9 protein-coding genes are annotated in these 8,880 nt (G+C 73.8%); 1 reads left to right on the top strand and 8 read right to left on the bottom strand.

What is annotated here, in order from left to right; translation table 11 throughout:
• Positions 1-172 precede the first annotated feature (172 nt).
• The 6 genes from trpC to hisI all read right to left on the bottom strand — a co-directional run bounded on the left by trpC (position 173) and on the right by hisI (position 3,479).
• Complete coding sequence (gene trpC, locus ABZ635_RS26710) at positions 173-979, bottom strand: indole-3-glycerol phosphate synthase TrpC (protein ID WP_357769971.1); 807 nt, start codon at positions 977-979, stop codon at positions 173-175.
• A gap of 214 nt (positions 980-1,193) precedes the next feature.
• Positions 1,194-1,649 (bottom strand): DUF2752 domain-containing protein, encoded by a 456-nt coding sequence (locus ABZ635_RS26715; protein WP_357769972.1) that lies wholly within the window; start codon positions 1,647-1,649, stop codon positions 1,194-1,196.
• 40 nt (positions 1,650-1,689) lie between these two features.
• Positions 1,690-2,037 (bottom strand): CD225/dispanin family protein, encoded by a 348-nt coding sequence (locus ABZ635_RS26720; protein ID WP_357769973.1) that lies wholly within the window; start codon positions 2,035-2,037, stop codon positions 1,690-1,692.
• Between the two features lie 94 nt (positions 2,038-2,131).
• Positions 2,132-2,425 (bottom strand): HGxxPAAW family protein, encoded by a 294-nt coding sequence (locus tag ABZ635_RS26725; protein WP_357769975.1) that lies wholly within the window; start codon positions 2,423-2,425, stop codon positions 2,132-2,134.
• A complete protein-coding gene (locus tag ABZ635_RS26730; RefSeq protein ID WP_357769982.1) occupies positions 2,425-3,084 on the bottom strand; it encodes a Trp biosynthesis-associated membrane protein in 660 nt (219 codons plus the stop codon). The genes ABZ635_RS26725 and ABZ635_RS26730 overlap by 1 nt, the downstream gene beginning before the upstream one ends.
• A 50-nt stretch (positions 3,085-3,134) precedes the next feature.
• Positions 3,135-3,479, bottom strand: coding sequence for a phosphoribosyl-AMP cyclohydrolase (hisI, locus tag ABZ635_RS26735; RefSeq protein WP_357769976.1), 345 nt, complete (start codon positions 3,477-3,479; stop codon positions 3,135-3,137).
• Positions 3,480-3,621: 142 nt separating this feature from the next.
• Here hisI and ABZ635_RS26740 point away from each other — a divergent pair, with 142 nt between their 5' ends.
• A complete protein-coding gene (locus ABZ635_RS26740; protein ID WP_357769977.1) occupies positions 3,622-4,614 on the top strand; it encodes a sugar isomerase in 993 nt (330 codons plus the stop codon).
• A 14-nt stretch (positions 4,615-4,628) separates the two neighbouring features.
• Here ABZ635_RS26740 and ABZ635_RS26745 read toward each other — a convergent pair whose 3' ends face one another.
• Both ABZ635_RS26745 and ABZ635_RS26750 read right to left on the bottom strand, forming a co-directional pair.
• Complete coding sequence (locus ABZ635_RS26745; RefSeq protein WP_357769979.1) at positions 4,629-6,479, bottom strand: ABC transporter ATP-binding protein; 1,851 nt, start codon at positions 6,477-6,479, stop codon at positions 4,629-4,631.
• Positions 6,476-8,500 carry an ABC transporter ATP-binding protein gene (locus tag ABZ635_RS26750; protein ID WP_357769980.1) on the bottom strand — a complete coding sequence of 675 codons (2,025 nt, stop codon included), beginning with the start codon at positions 8,498-8,500 and terminating at the stop codon, positions 6,476-6,478. Before ABZ635_RS26750 ends, ABZ635_RS26745 begins: the two co-directional genes overlap by 4 nt.
• Between the last annotated feature and the right edge of the window lie 380 nt (positions 8,501-8,880).

The following is an 8,880-nucleotide window of genomic DNA, read 5'->3' on the forward strand; positions in this document are numbered from 1 at the left end:
GTCGTGCGCCGCCTGGCTCGGGCGGCGCGGGGTGGTTCGGATCGACGCGGCGGCGGGAACCCGTGGGCGTTCCTACGGGCTCCCTAGAGCCATCGCCATCGGCGCCGGAGCGGGCGCGCGGGCCGCTCGTGCTCCGTGTTCGCCTTCGTCGGTCCCATCGTGTGCGCCTTCGTCAGTTCCGGTCGCGCAGCGCGGGGTGGGCGCCGGCGGTGACCAGGTCGGCGACGGCCTCACGCGGGTCGCGGCCCCGGACCAGGCTCTCGCCCACGAGGACGGCCCCGGCTCCGGCTCCGGCGTAGGCCAGCAGGTCGTGCGGGCCACGAATTCCCGACTCGGCGATTCTGACGCGGTCCGCCGGGATGAGGGGGGCGAGCCGGGCGAAGGTGTCCCGGTCGACCTCCAGGGTCTTGAGGTTGCGCGCGTTGACGCCGATGACGGTGGCTCCGGCGTCCAGCGCGCGGGTGACCTCCTCCTCGTCGTGGACCTCGACCAGGGGGGTCAGGCCCAGCGAGCGGGCGCGCTCGACCAGGGAGACCAGGGCGTCCTGGGGCAGGGCGGCGACGATGAGGAGGATCGCGGAGGCTCCGAAGACGCGGGCCTCCCACAGCTGGTAGGAGCTGACCACGAAGTCCTTGCGCAGCAGGGGTGTCTCGACGGCGGCGTGGACGGCGCGCAGGTCGTCCAGGCTGCCGTTGAACCGGCGCTGTTCGGTGAGGACGCTGATCCAGGTCGCGCCGCCCGCCTCGTAGTCGCGGGCGAGGGCGGCGGGGTCGGTGATGGTGGCCAGCGGCCCCTTGGAGGGGCTGGCCCGCTTGACCTCGGCGATGACGTGGACCCCGGGGCGGCGCAGGGCGGCCTCGGCGTCCTGGGGGGCGGGCACCGACTCGGCTCGGGCCTTGAGGCGGTCCAGGGGGAGTTCCGCCTGTCGCTGCGCCAGGTCAGCGCGTACTCCGTCGAGGATCTCGTCGAGCACGCTCACAGGTTCTTGCTCCCTCGTCCATGGTTGCGGTTCGCGGCGGCCGACCCGGAGGCGGACGCGCGGCGGTTCCGGTCGGGTGCGGCGCGGGGGCCGTCACACCGTGTGCTGGTCATCGTATCCACCCTCGGGGGCCGCGGGGCCCCCGCCCCCGGATCACCGCGCCGGGGGATTGCGGGCGTTCGGTACGAACCGGGGTCTTCGGGACGCCTCCGGGTCACCAGGCGGGCAGGAGCGGTGTGGCGGGGGCGAGGAAGGAGAACCAGGGCAGGTTGCGGGCGATCCAGAAGACCACGAAGGCCGCCAGGAGGGTCCAGACGAACCAGACGGGGGCGGGTCGGGGCGGACGGGCGCGCGGTCTGAGGGAGCCGGCCAGCCAGGTCGCGTAGGTGAACGCGAGGTAGGGCAGGAGCAGCACCAGGAGCGGGTTCATGCCGAGGGCGCCGACCGGGTCCAGGCGGGTGAGCAGGGCGACGGCCCGCATCGTGCCGCAGCCGGGGCAGAACGTGCCGGTGAGCAGGAGCCAGGGGCAGGTGGGGTAGTTGCCCGGTTCGTTGGGGTCCACCAGGTGCAGCAGGACGGCTCCGGCCAGGCCGAGGAGGCCGAGGGAGACCGGCCAGACGGCCGGGTGGACGCGGCGGAGGAGGGGGGCGGGGCGGTCGGCGTGCGGCACCCGACCACCCTACCGGCGGCCCCCGTGCGGGAGCCGGGGGTCAGCCCGCGACGGCGAGGATGACGCCCGTGAACACCAGCGCCACGTAGAGGACGACGGCCAGGGCCGACACCACGAAGCAGCAGAGGCCGATGATGCCGAGGATCTTGGCGGTGTTGGCCGCGGACTCGGCACCGGCGTAGTCGCCGATGTGCCACTTGCTGCTGACCTGGAGCGCGAAGACCAGGCCGATGATCCCGATGACGCTGGTCATGCCGAAACAGCCGAAGATGCCCAGGATGTTGAAGGCCGTGTAGCTCTTGGGCGGTTCTCCCGCGGGCGGGTACGCGTGGAATCCGGGAGCGCCGTGGAACGGGACCTGCCCCGGAGGCGGTTGACCATGGCTCATGGAGGGTGTCCTCGGCGGAAGTCGGTTGGCGGGGGCCGCGCGGGCCCCCGGGCGCCCGCGCTCGGCGGGTCGCCGGAGGCTCCGGACGCGGTGACTACTTCGCGGCGGCGGTGGCGGGGGCGGTCTTGCGACCGGCCTCCCACTCCTCGCGGGTCGGCGGGATCGGGCGGGGCTCCTTACGGCCCAGGCCGGCCTTCTTCATGACACCGGCCACGGCGGCCAGGGCGATGCTGGCGACCAGGGCGATGACCGTCCAGGTGATCAGGGCGCCGCCGAAGATGATGGCGACGGCGGCCACGGTCCAGGCGACGATCCAGGAGACGGTGAGGAACCAGGCGGACACGGTGTTGCCGTGGTCGTCGTGCTCTTCGTGGTGGGCGTCGGCCATCAGGGGCTCTCCTCGGGTTGGGCTGGCCGGTCGGCCAGCGGTGCGGGTTCGGTGTGGTCACCGGAGGCGGCGCGGGCCGCCCGTTCGGTTGCGGCGGGCGCTCCGGCCTCCGGGGCGCCAAGAGTGGGGTCCTCACCCGCGTCCAGCGATTTCCACAGGTCGGCTGGTGTCTCCGCCTGGCGCGGACGCGGTGCGGCGTCCCGATCGTACCGGTTTCCCATACCGGGCCAGGCGGGGGCACGCAGTACCGCGACCAGGCCGGTCAGGATCAGCAGGACCGCCCCGGCGGCGCCCATCGCGGGTCCCAGCGCGTGGAGCTCGGGCGTTCCGGCTCCCTGCGCGGCGCCCGCGGTGTCGGTGGCCATCCGGGCGACGGCCTCGGTGAGCGTGCCGGGGCGGGTGGCCGACCAGAGCGAGGTGAGGGCGAACGCGCCGCACGCCGCGATGAGCGCGCCCACGACGCGGCGGGGCCAGGAGCGGGCGGCGTACAGCCCCGCGATCCCCGCGAGCCCGGCCCAGCCCAGGCCGCGTAGCGCGCCGGTGAGGTCGCCTCCGGTGAGGTCGACGGTGACGGCGGCGACCGGACCGGGCGAGGCGAGTTCGCCGGTCGCCCACACGCGCCCGGAGGCGGCCAGCATGAGTGCGGCGCCGGCGGCCATGGCGAGCGTGGTGACCCCGTACTCGCGGCGGGCGAGCGCCGTGGCGCGGCTCACAGCAGGGCTCCGGCGTCGAAGCACGTGCGGTCGCCGGTGTGGCAGGCGGCGCCGGTCTGGTCGACGCCGACCAGGAGGGTGTCGCCGTCGCAGTCGAGGGCGACCGACACCACGCGCTGGGTGTTTCCGGAGGTGGCGCCCTTGACCCAGTACTCCCCCCGGCTGCGGGACCAGTACGTGGCCTCGCGTGTGGTGAGGGTCCGGTACAGGGCCTCGTCGTCCATCCAGGCCAGCATGAGGACCTCCCCGGTGTCGTGCTGCTGCACGACGGCGGGGACCAGGCCGTCCGCGGTGCGCTTCAGACGTGCGGCGATGTCCGGGTCAAGGTGGGTGGCGCTCATGTGTTCCAGGTTATGGCCGCCGCGCGCGCCGTGCCCACCGGGTGCTGTTTGACACCGGTCACTCCCCGGCGCGCGGAGGGGATTAGAGTGCGTGCGTCCCTGACGTCGCCGTTCCGACGGTTCTGCCAGCTTGGGAGCTCACGTGACCGCCGAGCACCTGTCCGCCGACCTGGCGGGCAAACCCGCCGCCCTGACCGCGCTCGCCCAGCGCTTTCCCCGCTGGGACCCCTACGCGGCGCTCCCCGCGCTGCTGGGGGACGAGCCCGCCTCCGTGCGGTTCCTGGCCCTGGGTCCGGCGCGGGGCGCCTGCGAGGTGGCGGCGGCCCGGCTGCGGCGCGGGGGCGTGGCGGCGCACGCCGACTACTCGACCTCCGTGGAGGAGCCCCCGGCGGGCCCGGAGACGCTCGTGGTGGCGGTGAGCCTGGGTGACGGCCAGCGGGAGCTGTGCGTGGCCCTGGACCGCTACGTGGGGCGCTCTCCGGTGATCGTGTTGGCCCCGGACGAGGACGCGGTGGTGGGGCGGTACGCCGACCTGCTGGTGCCGTTGCGCGCGGGTGGGGAGCAGTCGGGGACGGGATGTCGCGCCTACCAGCACGCGCTGGCGCTGCTTTTGTTGCTCGGGCACCGGCTGGGGGCTCCCGCGACGGGGAGCAGTGCGAACTTCCCGGGGTTGCTCCGGCGCGTGGCCAACGCGTCGCGGGTACTTCTGGACGGTGCCCCGGAGTGGGTGCCGCGGGCCGCCCGGGTGCTGGACTCCCCCGACGGGGTCGCGCTGGTGGCCCCGGCCGAGCGGTTGGCCTCGGCCGGGCAGGGGGTGCGGGTGCTGCGCAGGGGCCCGATCCGGGTGGCGCGCGCCGCCGAGACCGGCGAGTGGTCGCACTCGGACCGGTACCTGGCGGCGGTGACCGACCACCGGGCGCTGCTGTTCGCGGGGTCCGCCCACGACCAGCGCTTCGCCGAGCACCTGGGGCAGCTGCGCGGGGCCTTCGTGGCGGTGGGCGCCACCCCCGGACGCGAGCGCGTGCCGGGGGCGGGGCTGAGCGTGCGCTACCCGGGTGACGGCGACCCGGACGTGAGCCTGCTGACCGAACCGCTGGTGGCCGAACTGCTCGCGGCGCACTGGTGGCGCGGGTAGGCCGGGGCGCCCGGTCAGGCCGAGGAGCGGACCCAGGAGGAGTACAGGTCCGCGTACACGCCGGGGCGGGCCACGAGCTCGTCGTGGGAGCCGCTCTGGGCGATGCGTCCCTCGTCGAACACGAGGACCCGGTCGGCGGCCTCGGCGGTGGAGAGCCGGTGCGCGATCGCGACGGAGGTGCGCCCTCGGGTCAACCGGTCCAGGGCCCGCTGGATGCGGACCTCGGTGTGCGGGTCCACCGCCGAGGTGGCCTCGTCCAGGACGAGCAGGTCCGGGTCGGCGACGTAGGCGCGCACGAGTGCCACGAGCTGGCGCTCACCCGCCGAGAGCGACTCGCCGCGCTGTCCCACCGGGGTGTCCAGACCGTGGGCGAGACTGGCCAGCCACTCCCCGAGGCCGAGCTCCCCGATCGCGGCCTCCAGCTCGGCGTCGGTGCTCTCGGGGCGTGCGAAGCGGATGTTGTCGCCCAGTGAGCTGTCGAACAGGAACCCCTCCTGGGGCACCATGACGACGCGGCTGCGCAGCGAGGAGAAGGCGACCTCGCGCAGGTCGACGCCGTCCAGCCGGACGGTGCCGGAGGCGGGGTCCATGAGGCGGGTGAGGAGCTTGACGAAGGTGGTCTTGCCCGACCCGGTCTCGCCCACGACCGCGACCCGGGTGCCGGGGGCGATCTCCACGTCCACGTCGTCCAGGACCACCGGGCCCTCGGGGTAGGAGTAGGTGACCCGGTCGAAGCCGACGCGGACCGGCCCGCGCGGCAGGACGCGCCCGGCCTCGCCGGGGTCGGCGATGTCGGGGACGGTGTCGAGCACCCCGAGCACGCGCCGCCAGCCCGCGATGGCGTTCTGCGCCTCGTTGAAGATCTCCGTGGCCATCATCATCGGCTGGATGAACAGGGTCATGAGGAACAGGAAGGCGATGAGCTGACCCGCGGTGAGGTCCCCGCCGACGCCCAGCCACACGCCGACCAGCACGACCGCGACGTTGCCGACCGCGGCGACGATCTCCGCGAAGGGAGAGACGGCCATGGACAGGCGCTGCGCCTTCACCTGGGCGCGGCGGGTGGCCAGCACCGTGGTGTCGATGCGTGTGGCGGTGCGCTCCTCGGTGCCGTGGGCGCGGATGACGGCGGCGCCCATCACGGTCTCTCCGATGGCGCCGAGCATGTCACCGGTGCGTTCGCGAACCGTCAGGTAGGCGCGGGAGAGCAGCTTCTGGAGCCAGCGCACGCCGAAGAGCAGCGGCAGGAAGCAGATCCAGACCACGAGGGTGAGCTGCCAGGAGTAGACCGCCATGAGCGTCGTGGCGACCAGCAGCTGGCCGGTGCTGACGAGCAGGAGCAGGCCGCCCCACTGCATGAAGGTGCTGATCTGGTCGACGTCGCCGGTGACCCGGGAGACCAGGGCGCCCTTGCGCTCGCTGTTCTGGGTGAGGACGGACAGGTCGTGCACGTGCCGGAAGGCCTTGCGGCGCAGGGTGGCCAGACCCGACTCGGTGGCCCGGTACAGGCGCAGGTTCATCAGGTACGAGCAGATCATGGTGAGGACGAGCAGTCCGGCGCAGGTCGCCACCATGCGGGTGACGAACCCGAGGTCCGGTCCGCCCTGCGCGGACAGCCCGTGGTCGATGATCTGCTGCACGGCGACCGGGACGATGACCTTGCCCCCGGTGGCCGCGAGCGCGAACAGCAGGGTCAGCCACAGGCCCCGGGCGAACTCCGGGGACAGCTGGAGGCCGCGCCGGACGGTGCCCAGCGCGGAGTCCTGGTTCCGGTGCAGGGCGGGGGCGGCGTCGTGTTCGGGGCGCCCGGCCCCGGGCTCCCGCTCCGACCTGTCGTCGGTGCGGGGCTGGGTCGGTGCGCTCATCGGCTGGTCTCCTCGGTGGCGTCGGGGCCGTGTCCCGCGGCGGGTCGGTGGGGTTCCGCGGGACCGGGCTCCTCGGGGACGGGTGTGCGCTCGGCCTCGTTCTCGGCGGAGGCGCGCTCGTAGGCGGTGACGAGCCTGTGGTAGCCGCTGGAGTCGGCCAGGAGCTCGGTGTGGGTACCGCGCGCCAGGACGCGGCCGCCCTCCATGTAGACGACCTCGTCCGCGAGCTCGATGGTGGCCCTGCGGTAGGCCACGACGACCACGGTGGCGGCGTCGTCGCGTTCGCGCAGCCCGGCCAGGATCTGGGCCTCGATCTGCGGGTCGACGGCTGAGGTGGCGTCGTCCATGATCAGCAGCCGGGGGCGGCGGACGATGGCGCGGGCCAGTGCCAGGCGCTGGCGTTGGCCGCCGGACAGGGAGGTGCCCTTCTCGCCGAGGCGGGCGTCGAGCCCGCCGTCGAGTTGGGCGACGAACCCGTCCGCGCGGGCGAGGCGGAGCGCGGCCCAGATCTGGGCGTCGTCGACCCCGGCCGCGCCCAGGGAGACGTTGTCCCGGACGGTGTCCTCGAACACGAAGGTTCCCTGGGGCACGAGGGCGGCGTGCCGGGGGATCTGGTCGCGGGCCAGGTCGCGGACGTCGGCGCCGTCGTAGCGGACGGTGCCGGAGTCGGGGTCGACCAGCCGCATGAGGACCGTGGTGAGCGTGGACTTGCCGGACCCGGTGGGCCCCACGAGGGCCACCGTGCGGCCGGGGGCGATGTCGAGGTCGACCCCGTTGAGGACGGTGGTGCGGGCCCCGGTGGCGGCGTGGTCCAGCAGGTCGCGCCCGCCGCCCTCGGCGTCGTAGGCGTCGGCGTAGGAGAAGGTGACGTCGCGCACGCTCAGGGCCAGGCCGCGCTCGGCGGCTTCCAGGGTCCGGTCACCGTGCTCCATGGTGCCGCCGGAGCCGAGGACCGACTGGACCCGGTCCCATCCGACGACGCTGCGGGGAAGGTCGCCGAGAATCCACCCGAAGGAGCGGATGGGCAGGGCCAGGAGGGTGAAGAGGAAGGCGATCTGCACGAGGTCGCCGGGTTCGATGGCGCCGGTGGACAGGCGCCACATGCCGAGGAGGAGGACGGCGAGGACGCCGAAGTTGGGCAGGGCCTCGGTGAAGGGGTCGAACAGGGACCGCATGCGGCCGACCTGGATGAGGGCGTCGCGCAGGCGGTGGGCGGCCTCGGTGAAGCGTTCGGTCTCGGTGTCCTCGCGGCCGAGGGTCTTGACGACCAGGGCGCCGTCGAAGGACTCGTGGGCGACGCCGCTGACCTCGGCGCGCAGGGCCTGGGCGCGGGAGGCCATCGGGGAGACGCGGCGCTGGAAGACGACGTTGGCGACCGCCAGGACGGGGAAGACCACGAAGGCGACCAGCGCGAGGACGGGGTCGGTGACGATCATCGCGACGGAGGCGATGACCAGCATGAACACACTGCCGACGGCCATGGGCAGTGGGGCGAGCGGCTGCCATGCGGCCTCGACATCGGCGTTGGCGTTGGACAGGAGCTGCCCGGTGGGGTGGCGGTGGTGCCAGGAGAGCGGGAGCTCCAGGTACTTGCGGGCGACGGCGCGGCGGTACCGGGCCTGCATCCGGAACTGCATGAGCCCGGCGAGCAGGCGGCGCAGGGCCAGGCCCACGGCCTTGCCGAGGCCGACTGCCATGAGCAGCGCTGCGGCGGCGACCAGGGCGGCCGTGGTGGTCTGCCCGGCGGAGAAGGCGGGGATGATCGTGTGGTCGGTGAGGTAGCCGAGGACGGAGGCGGAGCCCACGGTGACGCCCGCGTGCAGCATCGCTCCGGCGACGGCGGCGAGGAAGATCCACGGCTCGGTGCGGGCGGCCACGCCCAGGACGCGCATCCCTCGTGCGAAGACCCCCTTGTGGGGGTCGGTCGCCTGGGCCGGAGCGCCGGTGCCCTCGGCGCTGGGTTCGCCGGGCGGGTCCGCCTCCCGCGTCGTCTGGTCCGCCGTGGTGGTGCCCTGCGCCATACGCCCCCCGTTTCCTCTTCTCGGCCGGTTCGCTCCGGCCGGCCCGACCCACGCGCCGTCGGCTCCCGGACATGCCGAGGGGCACGGTTCGCGTGTGTGCGGGCCAACCTATCCAGCGGCACCGACAGCTGCCACCGGATTGTTTCAGCGCGGGACACAACCGTGCTATTCCGTACAACGGGAACTTCCCGGAGGGGCCGGGGCGTCCACGCGTCGGGCCCGGTGCGCCACCAGTGGCGTACCGGGCCCGACCTCCGTCACGTCAGACCGGGGTGTGCCGGGCCGCTAGATGAGTAATTCCCAGGGGTGCGTGGTCTGAGCATGAGGCGAGGGAGCCCATGGTCTTGTTGTGACGCAACACCTGAACTCCCTCGCCCAAG

Origin of the sequence: Nocardiopsis sp. NPDC007018 (assembly GCF_040635075.1) — a bacterium.
In the GTDB taxonomy this organism is placed as follows: Bacteria; Actinomycetota; Actinomycetes; order Streptosporangiales; family Streptosporangiaceae; genus Nocardiopsis.